Origin of the sequence: Methyloceanibacter methanicus, from assembly GCF_001723285.1 — a bacterium.
Classification (GTDB): Bacteria; Pseudomonadota; Alphaproteobacteria; order Rhizobiales; family Methyloligellaceae; genus Methyloceanibacter; species Methyloceanibacter methanicus.
In genome coordinates this window covers 19,571-38,467 of record NZ_LPWG01000011.1, presented here as the reverse complement: position 1 = coordinate 38,467, position 18,897 = coordinate 19,571, and the positions used below count along the sequence as shown (strand labels likewise).

The 18,897-nt window shown below is 63.7% G+C and carries 22 protein-coding genes and 2 pseudogenes; 8 read left to right on the top strand and 16 right to left on the bottom strand.

Annotated elements, in window-relative coordinates:
* The first annotated feature begins 162 nt into the window (after positions 1-162).
* Entirely contained in the window at positions 163-1,041 is an 879-nt protein-coding gene (locus tag AUC68_RS07690; RefSeq protein ID WP_158008267.1) for an alpha/beta hydrolase, read from the top strand.
* Positions 1,042-1,231: 190 nt separating this feature from the next.
* On the top strand, positions 1,232-1,684 hold the full coding sequence (locus AUC68_RS07685) for a Rieske (2Fe-2S) protein (protein ID WP_083240534.1): 453 nt from the start codon (positions 1,232-1,234) through the stop codon (positions 1,682-1,684).
* Between the two features lie 27 nt (positions 1,685-1,711).
* Here AUC68_RS07685 and AUC68_RS07680 read toward each other — a convergent pair whose 3' ends face one another.
* The 4 genes from AUC68_RS07680 to purE form a co-directional block, all read right to left on the bottom strand.
* On the bottom strand, positions 1,712-2,302 hold the full coding sequence (locus AUC68_RS07680) for a hypothetical protein (RefSeq protein WP_069437112.1): 591 nt from the start codon (positions 2,300-2,302) through the stop codon (positions 1,712-1,714).
* Positions 2,303-2,543: 241 nt separating this feature from the next.
* The gene (gene rpsU, locus AUC68_RS07675) at positions 2,544-2,774 is read right to left on the bottom strand and encodes a 30S ribosomal protein S21 (RefSeq protein WP_069437111.1); all 231 of its coding nucleotides are present in this window, start codon (positions 2,772-2,774) and stop codon (positions 2,544-2,546) included.
* A 145-nt stretch (positions 2,775-2,919) separates the two neighbouring features.
* Positions 2,920-4,008, bottom strand: coding sequence for a 5-(carboxyamino)imidazole ribonucleotide synthase (locus tag AUC68_RS07670; protein ID WP_069437110.1), 1,089 nt, complete (start codon positions 4,006-4,008; stop codon positions 2,920-2,922).
* Positions 3,998-4,495 (bottom strand): 5-(carboxyamino)imidazole ribonucleotide mutase, encoded by a 498-nt coding sequence (gene purE / locus AUC68_RS07665; RefSeq protein WP_069437428.1) that lies wholly within the window; start codon positions 4,493-4,495, stop codon positions 3,998-4,000. The genes AUC68_RS07670 and purE overlap by 11 nt, the downstream gene beginning before the upstream one ends.
* Before the next feature lie 225 nt (positions 4,496-4,720).
* On the opposite strand from purE, the gene AUC68_RS07660 reads away from it, so the two are divergent.
* Together AUC68_RS07660 and AUC68_RS16385 are read left to right on the top strand one after the other, a co-directional pair.
* Entirely contained in the window at positions 4,721-5,029 is a 309-nt protein-coding gene (locus AUC68_RS07660; protein ID WP_083240533.1) for a DUF4345 family protein, read from the top strand.
* Positions 4,996-5,142, top strand: coding sequence for a DUF4345 family protein (locus AUC68_RS16385; protein ID WP_141701154.1), 147 nt, complete (start codon positions 4,996-4,998; stop codon positions 5,140-5,142). The genes AUC68_RS07660 and AUC68_RS16385 overlap by 34 nt, the downstream gene beginning before the upstream one ends.
* On the opposite strand, the gene AUC68_RS07655 is transcribed toward AUC68_RS16385, so the two are convergent.
* Entirely contained in the window at positions 5,132-5,338 is a 207-nt protein-coding gene (locus AUC68_RS07655; protein WP_069437109.1) for a YdcH family protein, read from the bottom strand. The two genes, AUC68_RS16385 and AUC68_RS07655, sit on opposite strands and share 11 nt — an antisense overlap.
* A 182-nt stretch (positions 5,339-5,520) precedes the next feature.
* Here AUC68_RS07655 and AUC68_RS15800 point away from each other — a divergent pair, with 182 nt between their 5' ends.
* Both AUC68_RS15800 and AUC68_RS18350 read left to right on the top strand, forming a co-directional pair.
* Positions 5,521-5,697 (top strand): YdcH family protein, encoded by a 177-nt coding sequence (locus AUC68_RS15800; RefSeq protein WP_083240532.1) that lies wholly within the window; start codon positions 5,521-5,523, stop codon positions 5,695-5,697.
* Between the two features lie 249 nt (positions 5,698-5,946).
* Positions 5,947-6,483 carry a c-type cytochrome gene (locus AUC68_RS18350; protein ID WP_069437108.1) on the top strand — a complete coding sequence of 179 codons (537 nt, stop codon included), beginning with the start codon at positions 5,947-5,949 and terminating at the stop codon, positions 6,481-6,483.
* A gap of 74 nt (positions 6,484-6,557) precedes the next feature.
* On the opposite strand, the gene AUC68_RS07645 is transcribed toward AUC68_RS18350, so the two are convergent.
* Entirely contained in the window at positions 6,558-6,935 is a 378-nt protein-coding gene (locus AUC68_RS07645) for a SpoIIAA family protein (RefSeq protein WP_069437107.1), read from the bottom strand.
* Between the two features lie 239 nt (positions 6,936-7,174).
* Between AUC68_RS07645 and AUC68_RS07640 the strand changes: the two genes are divergently transcribed.
* The gene (locus AUC68_RS07640; protein ID WP_141701153.1) at positions 7,175-8,473 is read left to right on the top strand and encodes an SH3 domain-containing protein; all 1,299 of its coding nucleotides are present in this window, start codon (positions 7,175-7,177) and stop codon (positions 8,471-8,473) included.
* A 13-nt stretch (positions 8,474-8,486) separates the two neighbouring features.
* Here AUC68_RS07640 and AUC68_RS07635 read toward each other — a convergent pair whose 3' ends face one another.
* From AUC68_RS07635 to AUC68_RS18680, 10 genes and pseudogenes are all read right to left on the bottom strand, one after another.
* A complete protein-coding gene (locus AUC68_RS07635) occupies positions 8,487-9,047 on the bottom strand; it encodes a cupin domain-containing protein (RefSeq protein ID WP_069437105.1) in 561 nt (186 codons plus the stop codon).
* On the bottom strand, positions 9,044-9,451 hold the full coding sequence (locus tag AUC68_RS07630) for a TfoX/Sxy family protein (RefSeq protein ID WP_069437104.1): 408 nt from the start codon (positions 9,449-9,451) through the stop codon (positions 9,044-9,046). The genes AUC68_RS07635 and AUC68_RS07630 overlap by 4 nt, the downstream gene beginning before the upstream one ends.
* 19 nt (positions 9,452-9,470) lie before the next feature.
* Positions 9,471-11,387 carry a B12-binding domain-containing radical SAM protein gene (locus tag AUC68_RS07625; RefSeq protein WP_069437103.1) on the bottom strand — a complete coding sequence of 639 codons (1,917 nt, stop codon included), beginning with the start codon at positions 11,385-11,387 and terminating at the stop codon, positions 9,471-9,473.
* 206 nt (positions 11,388-11,593) lie between these two features.
* The gene (locus tag AUC68_RS07620; protein ID WP_204376983.1) at positions 11,594-12,016 is read right to left on the bottom strand and encodes a DUF1622 domain-containing protein; all 423 of its coding nucleotides are present in this window, start codon (positions 12,014-12,016) and stop codon (positions 11,594-11,596) included.
* 46 nt (positions 12,017-12,062) lie between these two features.
* The gene (locus AUC68_RS07615) at positions 12,063-12,452 is read right to left on the bottom strand and encodes a tautomerase family protein (protein WP_069437102.1); all 390 of its coding nucleotides are present in this window, start codon (positions 12,450-12,452) and stop codon (positions 12,063-12,065) included.
* Positions 12,453-12,636: 184 nt separating this feature from the next.
* On the bottom strand, positions 12,637-13,050 hold the full coding sequence (locus tag AUC68_RS07610) for a hypothetical protein (RefSeq protein ID WP_141701152.1): 414 nt from the start codon (positions 13,048-13,050) through the stop codon (positions 12,637-12,639).
* Positions 13,051-13,137: 87 nt separating this feature from the next.
* Positions 13,138-13,872 (bottom strand): GIY-YIG nuclease family protein, encoded by a 735-nt coding sequence (locus tag AUC68_RS07605; protein ID WP_069437100.1) that lies wholly within the window; start codon positions 13,870-13,872, stop codon positions 13,138-13,140.
* A 9-nt stretch (positions 13,873-13,881) separates the two neighbouring features.
* Entirely contained in the window at positions 13,882-15,507 is a 1,626-nt protein-coding gene (locus AUC68_RS07600) for an acyl-CoA synthetase (RefSeq protein ID WP_069437099.1), read from the bottom strand.
* Positions 15,508-15,883: 376 nt separating this feature from the next.
* Positions 15,884-16,755: pseudogene (locus tag AUC68_RS07595) on the bottom strand (DUF1013 domain-containing protein).
* A 218-nt stretch (positions 16,756-16,973) separates the two neighbouring features.
* A pseudogene (locus AUC68_RS18680) lies at positions 16,974-17,384 on the bottom strand (collagen-like protein); the annotation flags it as partial.
* Between the two features lie 425 nt (positions 17,385-17,809).
* Here AUC68_RS18680 and AUC68_RS07585 point away from each other — a divergent pair.
* Positions 17,810-18,859 (top strand): YheT family hydrolase, encoded by a 1,050-nt coding sequence (locus tag AUC68_RS07585; protein ID WP_069437426.1) that lies wholly within the window; start codon positions 17,810-17,812, stop codon positions 18,857-18,859.
* Positions 18,860-18,897 lie beyond the last annotated feature (38 nt).

Genomic DNA, 18,897 nt, shown 5'->3' with positions numbered 1-18,897 from the left:
GATTTCCGGATCGAAGGCCGCCATTAGCTGAGCATAAACCCTAGTGCTTGGATCAAGTGCGACGTTTTCGCGGATTGAATGGCCTGTTCAAAAGCCATTCATACCTGGTCCCTATTTCGTAGGCCGATCAAGAACAAAGATAAGAGAGGCGTGGACGGGCTCATGTTGAACCTTTTTCTAGCACTGTTACTGATTTTTGCGCTGTTTTGCCTCGTGGCGCGGCTTCTGCATCGCTATTTCGTCTATGTGCCGGATCGCAGGCGCATCGATCCGCGCGAAGCCGGCATCGCAGGCGTCGAGGAGATCGTCTTCAAGGCAACAGACGGCAAGACGCTGATCGCCTGGTACCGGCCGGCCGAAAAGGGCAAGCGCACGCTTCTGTACTTCCCTGGCAATAGCGGCAGCGTGGCCGCGCGCGCCGGCAAGATCAAGACAATCGCCGCGGACGGTTACGGCGTCTTCATCGTCAACTATCGCGGCTATGGCGGATCGGGCGGCCGTCCCACCGAGAAGCGCCTGGTGAAGGACGCCGTGAGCGCCTTCGACACCTTGCGCGGGCTCGGCGTGCCGCCCCGCGACATCGTCGTCTATGGCGAGTCGCTCGGCACGGGCGTTGCCACCCAGGTGTGCCTCCAGCGCGAGGCCGAGGCGCTGGTGCTGGAATCGCCGTTCACGTCCGTGGTGGACGTGGGCAAGCTGGCCTGGCCGCTCCTGCCGCTGAAGCAGATCATGGTCGATCAGTACCGCACCATCGACCGCATCGGGTCCGTGAACGTGCCCCTGTTCATCGTGCATGGCGGCCGCGACGCGGTGATCCCGCTCGACATGGCGCGGCGGGTGTTTCATGCGGCCCACGAGCCCAAGACCCTGACGGTCGTGCCGCGGGCCGGGCACAACGACCTCTTCGAGCAGGGGGCCTGGGCGCGGGTGCGCGACTTCGTGGCCGGCCTTCCGGCCGAAGCGGTGCCTGCCGAGGCGCAGAGCGCCGCGCGCGCGGGCCGTCCGGTGGAGATTCAGGCCGCCGCTGCCGCCGAGCGCTAGAGCGAAATCCGTCTGTGTCCCTTTCGGGGGCTTCATTTTCGAGGCTTCCTGGCCGGCGTGGACCCCCGCGCCGGCCCTTTTGCGTTTCCGTGCTGCGGTCGGGGAACGGGCGCGCAAGGCCGTGTTGGCGTCCATTTTGCAAGACTGACCGAAGAGCGACGCAGCAGCTTTCAGAGATGAGGATATCGCGATGACCGAAACAGCGCCGGCCGATATGGACGTTCCCTACGTTGTGTGTGGGCTCAACGAGATACCGAGTAAGCGCGCCAAGGACTTTCGGTTGGGGCGCATCGAAAACGGCGAGGTGAAGCACTGGTCGATCCTCATCTATCGCCTGGGCCAGAACGTCTACGGATACGAGAACCAGTGTCCCCACGAGGGCGTGGGTCTCGACTTCGGCGGCGAGCGTTTCGTCAACGACAACGGAAGCCTCCTGATGTGCGGCAAGCACGGGGCCTTGTTCGACCCCGGCACCGGCGAATGTATCGATGGACCGTGCTTGGGGCAGGCGTTGAAGCCGGTGCCCCTCGTCGTGCTCGATGACGATGTGTGCGTCATCGGCATCGAGCTGGCCGGCGAAGACATCGAAGACGACGTCGACGAGGACGAAGACCCATCGCTCTGCGATGACGTGGGTGTCTAAGCAGAGCGGCCCTGAGAGGGCCGCCTACTAGACGGGCCGGTTCTCGTTGCGGTTCTTGACCGGCTCCATCTCTTCGACACCCTTTTCGAAGCTGATTTCTTCGAATGTGTCATCGAAGTCGAGGGCGGCGTTCAAGACATACTCGGTCTTGTCGACCGTGCTCATCTTCTTCACGTCGTTCTTGTCGATGCGCAGCAACTCGAGCATTTCCTTCCACACCGACGACTCGTCGCACGGGAAGACATAGAAGCTCTTGCCGTCCATGGTGACGGAGAAGGTCTTGCTCAAATCCACGTTGTTGCAAAACATGAAATATTTGCCGTCCGGGCCCAACAGGTCACCCAAGACGTCGACGACGCTTTGCAGATATTCGAAGTTGTGCAGATAGCCCGCCATCACCGGGATCTGCGCGTCGCCCTTGTTGGAGAGCGTCAGGATCTGCTCCATGCAGAAATCCGGGGGCCGTGCCTCGTCGGCGAGCTTGTCTTGAAACTTCAGCGCGAAATCGCCGCGATAGGCGAAGCGGTCTCCATCGGCCGTCGGCGCTTTCAAAACGGCGTTGAAGAGGCGGCCCTCGGTCTCCAGTCGGCCGTAGGGCGTTTGATCGATCGTCGTCATAGCGGTGTCCCGGATTGTTGGTTTTCCGACGCAAAGTGCGTGCGGATAGGCCTGATGCAAATGCCCTGCCGGTTTGCGTCTGGGATCGGGACCATTGTTTGCGCTACCGCGCTTTGCGCTACTTGAGCGCTTGTTTGCTTGCGCTACCGCGCTTCGCGCTCGTTGAGCGCGTGCAGACACGACAAAGCCGGGAAGGGTGTTCCCGGCTTCTGGTAACGCTTTAGCTTTAAGAAAGAATGCCTTAGCGGCGACCGCGGGGGCGTGCGCCGACACCCGACTCGCGCTGGGCCTTCTTGCGGGCCAGCTTCCGCGCGCGGCGGATGGCCTCGGCTTTCTCGCGGGCACGCTTCTCGGAGGGCTTCTCGTAATAGTTACGGAGCTTCATCTCGCGGAAGATGCCTTCGCGCTGCATTTTCTTCTTCAGCGCCCGGAGGGCCTGATCGACATTGTTATCGCGAACGACGACTTGCACGCGTCTCTAATCTCCGAATTAGCGTTGGTTTTGAGATTGGACGGGAGCCAAAGCAACCCATTTGCGGATCACTTGAATCACGCATCCGGGGCTCGTCTAGCAAACCTGCGGCGCCTTGTCCAGACCGTGGAGCGGTCTTCCGGCCCTATGATTTCGGGGAAATCCTGGTGATGTGGCCCATCTTGCGCCCGGGCCGGGCCTCGGCCTTACCATAGAGATGCAGGGCGGTGCCGGCCTCGGCGGCGTTCTGGCGCCATTCCCCCGCGTCGTCTCCAATAAGATTGGTCATGACCGCATCGCTGTGGCGGGCCACATCGCCGAGCGGCCAGCCGCAAATCGCCCGGACGTGATTTTCGAACTGGCTGATGAGACAGGCATCTTGCGTCCAATGACCGGAATTGTGGACCCGGGGCGCGATCTCGTTCACCGCAAGGGACGGGCTGGCCCCGCCGGTCTGGAACATCTCCACGGTGAGGACGCCCACATGGCCGAGCGCCTCGGCTATTCTGCCCGCGATCGCTTGCGCTTCGCCGGCGAGCCTTGGGGCCATGTTGGCCGGGACCGTGCTCGTATCGAGAATGCCGCCTCTATGGACGTTCTCGACCACGTCGTAGAAGCGCATGGTCCCGTCCTGGCCGCGCACGGCAATCACGGAGACCTCGCGCTCGAACGCGACCATGCCTTCCAGGATCGCCGGCGCTTCGCCGATGATCTCCCAAGCGCTTTCCGCTTCGCAGAGCGTGTGGATCGAAGCCTGTCCCTTGCCGTCATAGCCGAAGCGGCGGGTCTTGAGCAGGGCCGGGGGCGGCACGCGCAGGATCGCGCCTTTCAGGTCGGCGAGCGTCGCGACGGCGGCGTAGGGCGCGACCGCGATGCCAAGGCCGCTGACGAAATCCTTTTCGGTCAGCCGGTCCTGGGCGACCTCGAAGGATTTGACCGGCGGGAACACGCAAGCGCTGCGACCGGCGGCTTCCAGGGCCGCGGCCGGTACGTTCTCGAACTCGCAGGTGACGACGTCGACCTGTTCGGCAAAGCGCGCGATGGCGTCCAGATCGTCGTAGGCCCCGACGGTCGCGGCCGCGGCGACGTCGAAGGCCGGCGCATCGGGCGTGTCGTTGTAGATGTGGGTCTTGAGGCCGAGGCGGCTTGCCGCGACCGACGTCATACGGCCGAGCTGACCGCCGCCGAGAATGCCGATCGTGCTGCCCGGCGGCAGCGGATGGTCAATCATCATCCTCGACGGTCTCGGCGACCGCTTCGGTCTGGGCGCTGCGCCAATCGGCCAAGCGCGCCGCCAGGGCCGCGTCCGACAGGGCCAGGATGCTGGCCGCGAGGATACCAGCATTGGTCGCGCCGGCCTTGCCGATGGCAAGCGTCCCGACTGGCACGCCGCCCGGCATTTGCGCGATGGACAGGAGGCTGTCGAGCCCCTTCAAGGACTTGCTTTCCACGGGCACGCCGAGGACGGGCAGTTCGGTCATGGACGCGGCCATGCCCGGCAGATGCGCCGCGCCGCCGGCCCCGGCAATGATGACCTTCAGGCCGCGACCGCGCGCGGCCGACGCGTAGTCGTAGAGCCGCTGCGGGGTGCGATGGGCCGAGACGACTTTCGTCTCGTAGGGCACCTCGAGGGCGTCCAGGATTTTCGCTGCTGCCTTCAGGGTGGGCCAGTCCGACCGGCTTCCCATGATAATGCCGACGGAGGGTGTCGCCTCACTCATGCTTTCGCTCATTAAAAAAACCGCCCGGAGGCGGATCGCGGAAAGCGCGCGATTATAGGCGTGCCGGGGGGCTTGGCAAGGCGCCTCTAGGGATGTTCTCGCCCCAAGCTTAAGGGCCGCCGGTGCGGAAGAGGCCGGAGCAGAAACGGACAAGCCAGGCGCAGCAAAAGGCGTCATGATCGGGCTTCGCTTTTTTGACCCGACTCACATAACGCGAGGGACCCGATGCCTGACGTCGCCGCCACCCCCAAAAACAACAAGCTGATGCGGCTGTTCCTCTTGGGAGCGGCGCTGCTGATCGTGCCTATCGCGCTCAATTACGGGCTCGTGCCGTCCACGACCTTGCCGATGTTCCTGACGATCCCGGATTTGAGCACGGACCAGACCCATATCTACCGGGGCGTCATGTGCCTTTATCTGGGGGTCGGGCTGTTCTGGGCCGTCTCGGCCTTCAAGCCCGAATGGCAGCGGGTGGCCGTGATCACGGCGATCGGCTTTGCTTGGTCCATCGCCGCGGGCGCATCATCAGCCTGATCGTCGACGGCCGGCCGAGCCCGCTCCTGCTGTTCTATCTGGGGGTTGAGATCCTCGCCGGGCTGCTGGGCCTTGCCGTGCTGGCGGCCGCGGACCGCAAGCTCAAGCGATAATGTCGGGAAGCAGTTCGTCCTCGATCCGGCATATCTCGTCTCTCAGAAAGAGCTTCTTCTTCTTAAGGCGCTTGAGCTGCAATGCGTCCGCGCGGCCTGACTGTTCGAGCGCGTTGATCGCACTATCCAGGTCGCGATGCTCTTGTTTGAGCCTGCTCAGTACAGCCCGAAGCTCGCGGATCTCCTCGCTCTCCATCGGGCGCTCCTTTACCGTGTCGCGGGAGTATCTTGCCGAACGCCGCTCCGTTCAAGTGCATGTCCACAGGATCGAGCCGGGGCGAATTGTCCGGCCGGGCGCGCCGGGCGCGGTCGTGATTAGACAAGCGCAGGTCTCTTTGACAGAATGGTCACGTCGACAATTCAATCTGGAGGTCCGGCATGGCACTAGACGCGCATCTCGATGAATTGGCTGAAAAGCACCGCGCTTTGGATCGGAAGATCGACGAGGAACAAGGAAGGCCTACGGCGGACGCTTTCAAGATCGCCGAACTGAAGCGCCGGAAACTCCACCTAAAAGATGAAATGGAACGCTTGAGACACGGCGTCTCCCACTAGGTTCCAAGGACCCCCGGTCTCCGGCCTGGAGATCGCGTCGAGAGATTGGTTTTTGCCGCGCTCGGCCTCGCGGGACATGCGCGAGGCTCTGCCCGGCCCGTTATTCTTGTTGCCGCGCCCGCGTGGGAGAGCGCTGGGGCGTGGCTTTTTATTGGGCGCCTTGCTGGGGGCGCCCTCATCCTTGATGCAGATTCGTGCTGCCCCACCGAGCGGCCGGCGCTGTCGAGAAGGGTGCGAAACGGATTTGAGATGGGTGCGATGCGAGCAGGACGAAGCGGTTTTCTTGGGTTCCTCGAGGTATTTGGGTTTCTCGGGCGCGCCGTGTTTGGACCGACGGGTGCCCTCGCGATTTTGGCGGTGGCCGCGATCGCCCTGCCGGCCGCGACGGCAGCCCCGGTCCTGGCGGCCGAAAAGGACCTGTCCGACAAAGGCGAGGTGATCGTGCGCGAGCACTGCGCCCGCTGCCACGCGATCGGGCGCAGCGGCGAGAGCCCCAAGGCCGAGGCGCCGCCGTTCCGCGTGTTGTCGCAAAGCTACCCCGTCGACAGCCTGGCCGAATCGCTCGCGGAGGGCATCATGTCCGGCCATCCGGAGATGCCCGTCTTCGTCTTCACGCCGCACGACGTGGACGCGATCATCACCTATCTCGAGTCGATCCAGGTCCCGGCGGACGGCAGCCCTTCAGACGACGGCAGCCCTTCGGATTCGGATTCCTCGAACACCGACCCTTCGGATACAGCACCGTCCGCGCCTGAGGCGTCCGGGACAACGGAGTCCACGGGATAACCGGCCGGCGCCGCTCAAATGTCCGTGGCGCCTCTCAGATATCCGCGGCGCCTCTCAAATATCTGCGGCGCCTCTCAAATATCTGCGGCGCCTTCCGGCCACATCAACCAGTCGCGGGCTTCAGCGATCTGGTCGGGCGCGAAATGCTCGACCTCGCAGGTGATGAAGGGCGCTACGAACCGGGCCCACAGATTCTGGATATGCGGGTCGCAGACGATGGCGACGCGGCTGAAATCCTTGAGGTGGCGCAGGCTGAACTTGATGTCGTGCCACAGCGCGGCGGCATCCATGCCCTCGAAGTCCGAGACCTGCTCCAGAACGCGCACCTGACCGTGGCGCGCGATGAACGCCTCGAGCTTTTCCGCGAGGCGGTCGAACTCCTCCGTGGAGACCTTGCCGCCCACATGGATTTCGACCGCCTGGGCATTGTCATGTTCGACATAGGACAACATGGAACGATCGCACCTCTTGGGTTGGCGGCGGGCCGGCCGGAACGGTCTTCTCGCGAAGGCGTTTGGATGGTCAGGGGCGTAGCCTCCGGCAGACCGGATTGGGGTTCAAGGTCTGGCGGCCCCCGAGGCCCCGAAAAAAGTTGCTGCGTCCCGGTGCCGCTTCACCGAAATTTAGGGTTAACGAAGACAGAATACTGGCCTAAGACACGCAATCGCCGCCTTTTCTCAGCCTAATGCGGTTGAAGAGGGGAGTTACGACCATCAAGAAGCTGATTTTCTTCTCCGCGAGCCTGTCCATCGTCGCGCTGGGCGCGGTGTGGATGATGCTGTTCAATGAGCCGATCGCCGACACCATGACGAAGGCGCCGCCGCCCAAGAAGCAGACGCTCGCCTACGAGCAGGCCCTGGCCACGGCGCAGGACGGCGAGGACGACGTGTCCGCGCCGGAGAGAAAGCCGGAGCCGGACGCGATGGACACCGCGGGTGGCGCTTCTGAAAGCACCGCCTCCGATGCGGTGAAGGCGACCGCCGATCCGGCCGCGAACCAGGCCGCGCCTCAACAGAATGTCGCGGCACTGTCGCAGCCCGCGGGGCAACCCCAGCCGGGAACCGGCGCGCCCACGCCGAATCCGCTGCCGTGGCTCAACGAGCCGGCCGGAGGTGATGCGGCGGCCGGTGCCGCGCAAGGGCAGGCCGCTCAAGGTCAGCCAGGTGACTATTTCGAGGCACCGCCGCAGAACGCATATGGCCAGACTCAGCCCTCTGGTCGGAACCAGGCTTACGGCCAGCAGCCGGCTTATGGCCAGCAGCCACCTTACGGACAGCAGCCGCCTTACGGGCAAGCCCAAGGCCAGCCGGTCCAGGGTCAGTCTCAGCCCTATGACAGGACCGCGTCGCGCGATCCCTACATGGATGGCGGGAACCCCTATCAAGGGTCCGGGGCAACCGGAACCGCGCAGGGCGGTTATCCGCCCTATCCGGGACAGGGTGCCGCGGGTGCGCAGCCGAGCTATCCCGGCCAACCCGGCGGCCAGGGTCAGTACCCTCAACAAGGACAGTACCCACAGCAAGGACAGTATCCGCAGCAGGGGCAATATCCGCAGCAAGGGCAATACCCCCAGCAGGGCCAGTACCCGCAACAAGGCCAGTATTCCCAAGGGCAGTACCCCCAAGGTTCCCAAGGTCCGTATCCTCAGGGCCAGGGCTATGGCGGCCCCCAGGAGGAATGGGTGAAGGTCGCGGTGTCCGGCTCGGGCATGCGCCTGACGGCTTCGGAGGATTCGCCCGTGCTGTTCGCCTTTCCCTATGGGCGCGATCTGAAGGTCGTGTCCCGTAACGGCGAGTGGGTCGAGGTGACCGATCCCAACAGCAACGCCAAAGGCTGGATCCAGGCCTATGCGCTGGCACCGTCCGCGGGTCCGACGCAATACGGGCAGGCCGGTGGAGGCTATTACGAGGAAGAGCCGCCGCAGGAGCGCCGCCGGCCTTTCGGCCGTGGTGGTTTCGCGGACATGATCAACCGCGCCTTCGGCAACTGACCGGGAATACGCTCTAGCCCGCGCGTTTCACTCCGAGCGAGATGGTGAGCAGCCGGCAGGGCGCCTCGTGCGGGTTGCGCCAGGCGTGAGGCTGTCCGTTCAACACCACGCTGTCGCCCGTGCCCATGGCGATTTCCTCGCCGGTGTCGAGGACGAGAAGGCTGGCGCCCTCGGTGACATAGATCATGTCGATCGTGTCGGTCCGGTGCATGCCGGGCCTGCGCGGGTCCATGGTGCGGATGAGGCCGGGGAGCAGGGCTTCGGTCTCCTTGAGCGCCTGTTTCATCTCCTCGGGCGTGGGCGCTTTGGCGTCTTGGCCAACGCCTTGCGGCGGCAGTTCGATCAGTTCGAAACGGAAGCCGCCGGCCGGCGGAAACCAGGCGTGGAAGTCGGGCGCGGCGCCATCGTTGGGAACGGACGGCATCGCGTCGGCACCCCAAAGGCTGAAGAATTTCGCCTCCGGCATGAGCGGCGTTTCGATCGGCGCGACGGCGTCGTCGCGCGCCACGCAGGGCCGTCCCTCCGCCGTTTCGCCGATCGCCACGCGGCGCAGCCGCGCTTCCGTCTTGGTCATGGCGACGATGTCCTTTTCCGCGGCTTCTTCTTCGCCGCCGTCTTGTTCTTTGCTGCCTTTTTGCGCGCCGGTTTCTTCGCCGCGCGGGCGATCGCATAGGCCTCGCGGGCCCAGGCGGCGAGTTCGTCCGGCTCCTCGAGCAGGCGCGGGGGAACCTCCCAGTAGGACATCGAGATCGGTTTCCCGCCCTTCGCCGCGTAGGTGAACGCCGCCATGCCTTCGGCCTCGAAGGCGGGCGCGGTGGTCCCGTCCGCTTTCAGATAGAGCGTGTCGTCGGCGATAAGCGCGAACATCACCTGGCCCGCATAGACGCCGGCGCCGCCGAACATGCGCCGGATGGCGACGGGCCCAAAATCCGCGAGCTGATCCTTGACGAATTCCTGGAAGCCTTCGGACGCGCTCATCCGATCATCCGGCTCGGACCTAAGCGGCGGGGGCCTTTTCGCCCGCCGGCCCGGTTTCGTTGGCAAGACCCGGCGCTTTGAAAGCCTTCTTCGACTTCACGGTCAGGATCGGCTGACCCTTGCCGTTGCTCTTGGGCGCGCCGTTGGCGGCACCGTTCGCCTGAACGCTGGCCTTGTTGGCGACACGCAATTCCCGCTCCACGGCGACCCGCGCGGCCTCGTTCTGATTGTAGAGGCCCATATGCTCGGAATCTTCCTCGGCGACCGCCGTGAGCGCCTGATCCTTGTAGTCCTTGGCGTGTGGGTCGGCCTCGATCTTCTTGACGATCCGTTTCAGGTCCCACCAGCTCTTGCCGAGCATGGTCGCCTTGCGCGCGACTTCGCCCGCATATTTGGCATAGAAGGTGATCGGGTTTTCGATCGGCAGGCCGGAGCGCCGGTGTTTGCGGTGTTTGATGCGGAAGACGCCCCATTGCAGCGGATGCAGGCCCTCGACCGGGACGGAGTTCTTGAACCAGAACAGCACGGGCATCAGCGAGCGGATGTTGACGCCGCTGGCATAGGCGCGGCGCAGGACCGTCTCCAGATGCTCGTTGGTGTAGAAGATGCGCCACGCGGTCTCGTAGGCGCCCTGCCATTCGTCCTTGGTCATCTTCGCGTGGCCGGTAACGACATGCTCAAGCTCGTACTTGTTCATGTCGGGGTCCATCCACACGCCCTTCTCGGAGAGCACCTTGTGGTCTTCGGAACCGGGCAGGGGCGTCAGGATGAAGAACTCGAGCATGTCGAGCGGCAGCTCCTGCTTGATGATCTCCAGATCCTGCTCGATGGACTCCGGGGTGTCGTTGGGGAAGCCCAGAATGTAGCCGGCGAAGGTCATGATGCCGACGCGCTTCCAGTCCAGCAGCATCTTCCGGTATTCGGTGATCTTGTTCTGACGCTTCTTGGCCGCGAGCAAATTCGCCGGGTTGATGTTCTCAAGCCCGATGAAGACGCGGGTCACGCCGGCGCGCTTCGACTTCTCGATGAAGTTCGGAATCTTGTGGCACAGCGTGTCCACCTGAATCATGAAGCGGACGTCCATGCCGTCCTCTTCGCGCAGCTTGATGATGCGGTCGTAGATCGCTTCCCAATCCTTGTTCCGCGCGAAATTGTCGTCGGTGATGAAGAAGCGTTTCACGCCCTGCTCGTAGTTGAGGCGCAGGATCTGCTCGATGGAGTCGGGCGTGCGGTAGCGCGACTTGCGGCCCTGCACATTGATGATGGTGCAGAACGAGCATTGGAAGGGACAGCCGCGGCCCGCATCGAAGCTCGTGAAGTTGCCGACCGTGCGTTCTACGAACTCGTAAGGCAGGAAGGGCGGCGCCGGCACGTTGGCGAGGCAGGGCAGTTCCTCGGTCATATGGTTGTAGATCGGCTGGAGCTTCCGCGCGGCGGCATCGCGGATCACCGTATCCATATGCTCCTCGGCCTCGCCCGCGAAGATGGAGACGCCGAGCTCCTGCGCGGCCTTGATGTCGTCCGGGAGCTCGGGGAGCATGGACAGGCAGCCCGAAACGTGGAACCCGCCGACCATCACCTGGATGCCGGCGGCTAGGAACGGGCGGGCGATGTCCACCGCACGCGGAAATTCATTGGACTGGACGCCGACGATGCCGACCAGGCCCTGACCGCCATTGTCCTGGACCATGCGGATCAGGTCGTCGAACGGGACCCGCTTATTGGTCTCGTCGATCGCGGTGACGTCGATCGGCAGGTCGGGGCCGAGCACGCCGCGCTCGGCGGCTTCCTGGGCGAGACTGTAAACGGCGGCGAGCGAGTTGGACGGCATCGTGGACTTGAGCCACTGCACGACGTAGCCATCCTCGTCGTAATGGGACGGTTTGATGAGGATGAATTGGAAACGCGGGCTCGTCGTCCGTGTTGACTCTGTCATCCCTCAATCCCGTGAAGCGCCGTCCCCGCGCATCGGGGAGCTCAAGTTGTTGGGCTACTTCGGAAAATCGCGCCCTGGCCCAAGGCGGCGTGTATCCCCCAATTCCGCCCGAATTTTGGCCAGCCGGGCGTCCGCACGCTCCGTCAATCGTGCGGTGCGATAAGTCAGAGCCACTCAAACACAAATTCGTCCGATGGTCCAACGGATTAGGATGACGCGGGCCCAGGAGACTGATTCTGTGGCGAATTGTCCGCTTGGGTGTCCTGAAGCCTACTGAAAGCGGCGATATCCTTGGCTAGGAAGTAGTTCAGCATGGTCCGGACCACGGCGATCACGGCCAGTTTCCAGATATCGTCCCAGGTGGGCGCAACCGCCGTGCGGACGATGTCCGCGGCCAGGGCGAATTCGAGCGCCAGCAGGATCCAGGTCGCGAATTTCAGCCAAATCTCCCGGCCGCGAAAGCCGTCCGCCGTGCCGGTGACGATCGCCCCGATCAGGCCGAGGACGGCTTGGACCGATCCGAATGCCACGACGAGCACCGCGCCGAACTCGACGCCGATCGCCACGTAGTTGGCGATCACATTGAAGGTGTCCTCAAGCTGAGCGATGGTCCCCTCCCGGTCCGTCACTTACGAAGACTAGGCCGATTCGGGGTGCGCCTCACAGCGCTAGGACCTAGAGCTCCCCGGTCAGGAACTGGCCGCGGCCGAGCCCGAAGGACCAGTCCTCGTCGGTGTTCTCGACGAGGGAGACCATCACGTCGGAGGGGGCGATGCCGCAGGCGCGCTCAAGCTCTTCGCAGAGAAGCCGGTAGAAGGCCTCCTTCTGCTCGCGCGTGCGCGGACGGGAGACGACCTGCACGACCACGACCTTGTCGGTGCGTTCGATGCCGAGGCCAGTGTCCTCGACGATCATGCGGCCGCGTCTGTGCTCCTGGACGATCTGGTAGCGGTCGCGTACGGGCACCTTGAAGGCGGCCAGCATGGCCCGGTGCGCGGCATCGAGCAGCGTCTGGATTTCGCCGTCGGTGCGGCCTTCGATCAGATCGAAGCGGAGCAGGGGCATGGGGGCGGTTCCTCTTTCTTGTCCGGCCTCATGCTGAGGAGCGGCGAAGCCGCGTCTCGAAGCATGACGCCATAGGCTCCTGTCTTGGTGCTTGCGGCCTCACCCTTCGAGACGGGCCTTCGGCCCTCCTCAGGGTGAGGACCGGGATGTCGGCGTCTAGACCTCATTCGCCAGCTCCCGCAGTTCAACCTCGCGTCCACCAGTCATGCAGTGGCGTTGCAAGAGCGCTACCAATCCCACGTGCAGCTTGTGCTTCTTCGAAGGTCGGTTTTCTTTGAAGCAAGTTCCAAAGAACCCAGAGACCAAGAGTGTCGCTTGGCAGCAGGTCTTTCACTACAGGACTCTGCATATCGAGATTGCCATGGGTGAACCCTTGGCAGTCGAGCACTGCTTCCGCGCCTCTCGGATGCCACTTGTGCAGCTCCGAAACAATGAGTGCATGGAGTGCTTTGAATCGTTTCCCCGACACCCGCTGCGCCAAATCAAGAAGGGCAGCCTGCACAGAGGCGGCGGTTGCAAAGAAGTCCCATTCTTTCGAGTTGCACCTCTTCAAGAAGGAATAGTGATCACTAACTGGAATGAACGTGGCGACGGCCAATATCTTGGCAGCCCCCACAAGGCGCTTTGCTTGAGCCTCGAGTGGATCGTGGTGTTGAAAGAATCTCGATAGCATCGCGAGAAGGACCTACATGAATTTCCTGCGTCTGAACGCGCGAACATCTCTAGAGTCGAGGTTGAACCATTCTCCCTGCTTGCGTTTTTCTGCAAACCGGTGATGCCAGTACCGTTCGATGCCCGCTGGATCGTCAGTCTTGATAACATGAATAGTTGAGGCCTCTTCAGGCAGTTGGATCGCAAGCTCGCGCTCACGACGACCTGCAGAGTTAGTCTTTCCGATCTTGTAGTAGCGACCTGACTTTAAGAGATAGACAAAGCCCAACTCTGACTCAGGGACTGGCTCGCTTGCCGATCGTTTCTTAACTGTCGTTCTGGCCGCCGTGAGGGCTTCATTGCACAGGCGAGCTGCGTCCTCGTAGCCACTGCGTTCCTCACAGTGGGCAAGTGCTTTTTGGATAAGATCGCCCCTTCTTCCGAGCCGAGCTGCAAACGTATGAGGACTAGGAAAAGTATCGTCGCTGCTGTGCTTAACCCTAAGCGCCGCCTGCGTGGGGACCTGTCCAAGTTCACGGATTAGGTCGACGAACTTCTCTAACAGGAAATCGGCGTCGTATCCTCCTTGTAGCGAATTGGGTTCGAAGCCGGCTTCTCTCTGGGCGTCGCTGAGTCGCGCCCAATATTTTTCGATGTAGTAGGGCTTTATCCCGGTTTCTCGCGCAAACCGCTCGCGACCTAGTGGAACTCCTCCATTCTCTGTAGCAGTGCGGCGAATCTCGTCGAGAATGTGCTTCTTGCTGAACATCAAGCGCCGTTACACCTCCTTCGCGAGTTCGCGCAGTTTGAACTTCTGGATCTTGCCGGTGGAGGTCTTGGGCAGATCCACGAACACGACGTAGTGCGGGCATTTGAAGTGGGCCAGGTGCTCGCGGCACCAGGCGATGAGGTCCTTGGCATCGGCTTTTGCGCCGGGTTTGAGCTCCACGAAGGCGCACGGCGTCTCGCCCCATTTCGGATCGGGCTTGGCCACCACGGCGGCGCTCGCCACGTCCGGGTGCTTGTAGAGCGTATCCTCCACCTCGATGGAGGAGATGTTCTCGCCGCCCGAGATGATGATGTCCTTGGAGCGGTCCTTGATCTGGATATAGCCGTCCGAGTGCATGACGCCGAGATCGCCCGAATGGAACCAGCCGCCCGCGAAGGCCTCGTTCGTGGCCGTCTCGTTCTTCAGATAGCCCTTCATGACGATGTTGCCGCGGAACATGACCTCGCCGATGGTCTCGCCGTCGGCCGGGGTCTTCTCCATGGTTTCCGGGTCCATCACCGTGAGATCCTCGAGCGTGTGATAGCGCACGCCCTGGCGGATCCGCTTCTTGAGCCGGTCCTCGTGGGAGAGGCCGTCCCAGGCGCCGCGCCAGGCATTGAGCGTGGCCGGGCCGTAGGTCTCCGTCAGCCCGTAAAGATGGGTGAGCTCGAAACCGGCCTCTTCCATCTGGGCCATCACGGCCGCGGGCGGCGGGGCGGCTGCGTGGTTGAAGGCGACGGTGTGATCGAAGTCGCGCTTGTCTTCCTCCGGCGCCGTGAGGAGGGCCGACATCACGAAGGGCGCGCCCGACAAATGGGTCACCTTGTGGTCGGCGATCGCGTCGTACATGGCTTTGCCGCGCACCGCCCGGAGGCACACATGGGTGCCCGCGACCATGGAGAGCGACCAGGGGAAGCACCAGCCGTTGCAGTGGAACATGGGCAGGGTCCACAGATAGACCGGGTGCTGCCCCATGCCGGTGGCGATGGTGTTGCCGTAGCACATCATGGCCGCGCCGCGATGGTGGTAGACGACGCCTTTCGGATTGCCGGTGGTGCCGCTCGTGTAGTTGAGCGAGATGGCGTTCCATTCGTCCGACGGCATGGCCCAGGCGAAATGCGCGTCGCCCTCCGCGACGAAGGCCTCGTAGTCGAGATCGCCGAGACGCGTGCCCGGCACGCCGAGCTCGGTGTCCTCATAGTCGATGATGAGCGGCTTGACCTTGGCGAGGCTCAGCGCCTCCTTCATGACGGGGCCGAATTCGGTGTCGGCGATCAGGATCTTGGTCTCGGCGTGATCGAGCATGAAGGCGATATTCGCCGCGTCCAGCCTCGTGTTGATCGAGTGCAGCACCGCGCCCGTCATCGGCACCCCGTAATGGGCCTCGAGCATGGAGGGCGTGTTGGACAGGATCACCGACACCGTATCGCCCACGCCGATACCGCGGGCGGCGAGCGCGGAGGCCAGCTGGCGGGCGCGCTTGTAGAACGTCTCGTAGGAGATGTGCGCCGTACCGTGAATGATGGCGGTGTGGTCGGGATAAACGGCGGCCGCCCGCTCCAGGAACACGAGGGGCGTCAGCGGTTGGTAGTTCGCGGGCGTCTTGCCGAGCCCGGCGTCGTAAGGATTGGTCATAGGCAATATGGATTGGGGGCGTTTGGTTGCCGCACCCTAGCCATGGGGGACCGGATGAATCAATTCCTCTTGTGGGCCGGACGGCAAAAAAAGCACGCTCGCGGACTGACCGGCCCGAACGAGCGACCGGGCCGGCGCGGCGCGGATGCCGGACGGCTCCCCGGATCTAGCGGTGCGCGTAGTAGGCGAGCGTGATGCCGAACGCGCAAAAGGCGACGACGATCAGCGCCAGAATGCCGATCTCTGTCGGGCTCATGAAGACCTCCCTATCGTCAAGAGCAACGAAGGGAAGCATGCTCGCCGCTGGACCGGCGATGGGCCTTGAGGGAGATCAAGCCCGAACGGCGCGTGGGAGGGACCGGCCCGGCCGCGGTGCTTAGTCCTTGGCGGAGTCCGTGTCTTCCGTATCCACGTCTTCCGCGCCTTCGCCTTTGGTGCTCTCGTCCGCCGCGCTCTCGCTCTCGGGTTTCAGGTCCTTCAGCTTGGCGAAGACGGAGTCCGCGTCCGGGGCCTCTTCGACCTGCTCGGGCGCGGCCATGGCGTCGCGGGCTTCCCGGGCGAGCGAGCTGGCCATGTCCTCCTCGGCGCCTGCGGCGGCTCGAATCGGGCACCGGGTTCGGGTTCGCCGGCGCCGGCCTCGCCGAGGCCGATGGTCTCCTCGGTCGGGAGCAGGGAGCCAGCCTTCTCCACCGTGATGCCGGCCTTCTTCTGTTCGCGCTCGAGCCGCGCGGCCGCCCGTTTCACGGCGGCATCGAGATCGATCTGCGAGCACAGGCCCAGCGTCACCGGATCCTGCGCGACCAGGTTGGGCGAATTCCAGTGGGTCCGGTCCTTGATGGCCTGGATCGTCGGCTTCGTGGTGCCCACGAGGCGCATGATCTGGCTGTCCTTCAATTCCGGGTGGCTTTTCAAAAGCCACAGAATGGCGTTGGGCCGGTCCTGACGGCGCGACACCGGCGTGTAGCGGGGGCCGCGCTTCGTCTTGACTTCGGGGACCTCGACCTTGGGCTCCAAGAGCTTCAACCGGTGCGACGGATCTTCCTCGGCCCGGTGGATCTCGTCGCGCGAGAGCTGGTTGGAAGAGATCGGGTCCATGCCTTTGATGCCCTGCGCCACGTCGCCGTCGGCGATGCCTTTCACTTCCAGCACGTGCAGCTGGCAGAACTCGGCGATCTGCTCGAAGGTCAGGGATGTGTTGTCGACGAGCCAAACGGCCGTCGCCTTCGGCATCAATGGGGTGCGATTCATGATGGCATTCAAACCTTGCATAAAAGGGTTCCGTCGTGTCCCTCGCCATCCCAGACGAAAGAGCCAAACGTCCCAATTTCAGGGGAATGCAACCTATATAGGCGTTGACGCGCCCGTAAGCAATCGGTTCCGGGGGCCGCGCGCGATCCGCGTGACCCCCGGTTCAAGGCTTGCGGCGGGGCGCCCCAAGCGAGGCTTTCATGCCGCGCCGCCGGGCGTCACTTCGCCAAACACGAAATGGCGGCGCTTGCGCTCCCGCACCAGGCGCGATTGGAGGTGCTGACGAGAGCCGGGCTCGGTTCGCTGCCGCCCTGACACCAGGCTCCGATCAGCGTTTCGTTCTCGGCACAGGCCGCGAATAGGCCAGGGCCGTCGGCGACCACGACGCGAATAGAGGCTCCTCCGGTGTCGCCCTTCGGCCCCGTGTCGCCTTTGGGTCCCGGCGGTCCGGCCGGCCCCGGCTCACCCTTCGGACCCGCGTCGCCCTTCGGACCTGCGTCGCCCTTCAGACCCGCGTCGCCCTTCGGACCCGCGTCGCCTTTGGGGCCTGGCTCACCTTTGGGCCCGGCGGCGCCTTGCTCGCCTTGCGGTCCTGCGGGGCCGGCCGGTCCGGCGTCGCCTTTCGGACCTTGCCCATCGCCACATCCGAACAGCAGCAACGCGGTCGCGCACACAACAGTAACAGCGATCTTTGACATGCGTTTCCTCCCCGTCATGTCATACGAACACAGACCGATCGAGCGCCGATCTATGTTGCAGAATATTTATTCTTGTCTAATCGGAGATGATATTGAAGAATCATCTGCATATTGATTTATTATTCTTCTTCTATAACATGAGTCGGTAGGGAAGAACTTGCCAATGTTCCCTAGGAATTCTTTACGTCTCGACTTGGAAGACTGGAGCTGCTTGGCACTCGCATCCCTGCCATCGATCGGACTTGGCGCATCGTCCGGTGCGCGTAGGGGCGGCTCTCTCACAAGAAAAGCCTCACCGGCAGTGGAACGCCGCGCGCAGGCCTTGAATCCGGCGCCGCAGAACCGAATTGCTTTTTGTGCTGGATGCCTTGAGAGACAGCGCCGGTGACGGCGCCACGTTTCAGGACCGCGCGCCTTGGTGGGGCGGCGACCTGCAAACGCTGCGCAATGTGGTCATGCGCCGGCCGTTTCCGCTGCCCGGCCGCGCGGTGAGGCTGGAATTCCCGGCGAACGACGGCAGTGGCGACCGGCTCATGGGCACGCTCCACGAGCCGGATGCGCTTGGCGGGCAGGAGCCCTTGATCGTTCTGATCCACGGACTCACCGGCTGCGAGGACAGCGATTATATGCGGGAGTCCGCAAGGTTCCATCTCGCCCGGGGCCGCGCGGTCCTGCGTCTCAACCTACGCGGCGCCGGCCCCGCGCGAGACCTTGCCGGCAACTACTATCACGCGGGCTGCGCCGCCGACATTCAGAGCGTGCTGGACGGGCTTGGAAGGCACCGCACCGAACAGGGCGTGTTCCTGGTCGGCTACTCGCTCGGGGGCAATGTTCTGCTCAACTGGCTCGGCCGCGCAGGCCGGCATGGGTCCGTCATCGGCGCGGCGACCGTCTCCGCGCCGATCGCGCCCCGGCAAGCCTGCCGCCGCATGCTGGAACCGCGCAACGCGCTCTACCACCGCTTTCTCATCCAGCGCATGAAGCGGGACGTGCTGGCGTCGTGCGGCCTCACCCCGTTGGAACGCCGGGTCATCGCGCGTGCCCGGACCATCTTCGAGTTCGACGACCAATGGGTCGCGCCCCGCAACGGGTTCCGGAACGCGGTGGACTACTATACGCGCACCGCGGGCGCGCAATTCGTGCCGGCGATCAGCATCCCGACGCTCATGATCCATGCGGCGAACGATCCGTGGATTCCCGCCGAGCCGTATCTTCAGTTGAAGACGCGCGAGCTGCCCCATGTGGAGATCCTGCTTCCGACAGGCGGGGGTCATCTCGGCTTCCACGAGCGCGGCTTTCGCGACACGTGGCACGACCGCATCATCGACGGGTTCATTCGCGGTCTCGCCGACGGCCGTCCAATGCCGCGGCCGCGGCCGGGCTCCGAAACGGCCACCGGGACGTAGCCCGGCAGCGGGTCGGCGAGGGCCGGTGTTGTCCCGCG

What these genes read in the sequence shown, in the direction of transcription:
- AUC68_RS07690 (WP_158008267.1), top strand. Translation starts at nt 163, where the DNA reads ATGTTGAACCTTTTTCTAGCACTGTTACTGATTTTTGCGCTGTTTTGC.
- AUC68_RS07685 (WP_083240534.1), top strand. Translation starts at nt 1,232, where the DNA reads ATGACCGAAACAGCGCCGGCCGATATGGACGTTCCCTACGTTGTGTGT.
- AUC68_RS07680 (WP_069437112.1), bottom strand. Translation starts at nt 2,302, where the DNA reads ATGACGACGATCGATCAAACGCCCTACGGCCGACTGGAGACCGAGGGC.
- AUC68_RS07670 (WP_069437110.1), bottom strand. Translation starts at nt 4,008, where the DNA reads ATGATGATTGACCATCCGCTGCCGCCGGGCAGCACGATCGGCATTCTC.
- purE (WP_069437428.1), bottom strand. Translation starts at nt 4,495, where the DNA reads ATGAGTGAGGCGACACCCTCCGTCGGCATTATCATGGGAAGCCGGTCG.
- AUC68_RS07660 (WP_083240533.1), top strand. Translation starts at nt 4,721, where the DNA reads ATGCCTGACGTCGCCGCCACCCCCAAAAACAACAAGCTGATGCGGCTG.
- AUC68_RS07655 (WP_069437109.1), bottom strand. Translation starts at nt 5,338, where the DNA reads ATGGAGAGCGAGGAGATCCGCGAGCTTCGGGCTGTACTGAGCAGGCTC.
- AUC68_RS15800 (WP_083240532.1), top strand. Translation starts at nt 5,521, where the DNA reads ATGGCACTAGACGCGCATCTCGATGAATTGGCTGAAAAGCACCGCGCT.
- AUC68_RS18350 (WP_069437108.1), top strand. Translation starts at nt 5,947, where the DNA reads ATGGGTGCGATGCGAGCAGGACGAAGCGGTTTTCTTGGGTTCCTCGAG.
- AUC68_RS07645 (WP_069437107.1), bottom strand. Translation starts at nt 6,935, where the DNA reads ATGTTGTCCTATGTCGAACATGACAATGCCCAGGCGGTCGAAATCCAT.
- AUC68_RS07635 (WP_069437105.1), bottom strand. Translation starts at nt 9,047, where the DNA reads ATGACCAAGACGGAAGCGCGGCTGCGCCGCGTGGCGATCGGCGAAACG.
- AUC68_RS07630 (WP_069437104.1), bottom strand. Translation starts at nt 9,451, where the DNA reads ATGAGCGCGTCCGAAGGCTTCCAGGAATTCGTCAAGGATCAGCTCGCG.
- AUC68_RS07625 (WP_069437103.1), bottom strand. Translation starts at nt 11,387, where the DNA reads ATGACAGAGTCAACACGGACGACGAGCCCGCGTTTCCAATTCATCCTC.
- AUC68_RS07615 (WP_069437102.1), bottom strand. Translation starts at nt 12,452, where the DNA reads ATGCCCCTGCTCCGCTTCGATCTGATCGAAGGCCGCACCGACGGCGAA.
- AUC68_RS07605 (WP_069437100.1), bottom strand. Translation starts at nt 13,872, where the DNA reads ATGTTCAGCAAGAAGCACATTCTCGACGAGATTCGCCGCACTGCTACA.
- AUC68_RS07600 (WP_069437099.1), bottom strand. Translation starts at nt 15,507, where the DNA reads ATGACCAATCCTTACGACGCCGGGCTCGGCAAGACGCCCGCGAACTAC.